This window comes from Merdimmobilis hominis, assembly GCF_016901855.1.
In the GTDB taxonomy this organism is placed as follows: Bacteria; Bacillota; Clostridia; order Oscillospirales; family Ruminococcaceae; genus Paludihabitans.
In genome coordinates, this window is record NZ_JACJKY010000086.1 from 1 (window position 1) to 290 (window position 290).

At 47.2% G+C, this 290-nt stretch carries 1 rRNA gene; it reads right to left on the bottom strand.

Features of this window, described 5'->3' with window-relative positions:
* Window positions 1-104 (bottom strand): 5S ribosomal RNA (gene rrf / locus H6A12_RS13190); the annotation flags it as partial.
* Window positions 105-290 lie beyond the last annotated feature (186 nt).

Here is a 290-nt window from a genome sequence, read left to right on the forward strand (position 1 = left end):
CTATCTTCCCAGGCCGTCTCCAGCCAAGTATTTTCGACGCTAGTGAGCTTAACTTCTGTGTTCGGGATGGGAACAGGTGGATCCTCACCGCCATCGACACCGTCTTTGCCGCGCTTCCTTCTAAGAACCGCTTTTTGAAAGATACTCTGTAAGGTATCTTCAAAACCGAATAACAATCTTCCGAAAGTGAACTTATCTTTGACTCAACATCTCGATTCAATTCGAGGTCAAGCCCTCGACCGATTAGTACTCGCTGGCTTAACACATCACTGTGCTTACACCTTGAGCCT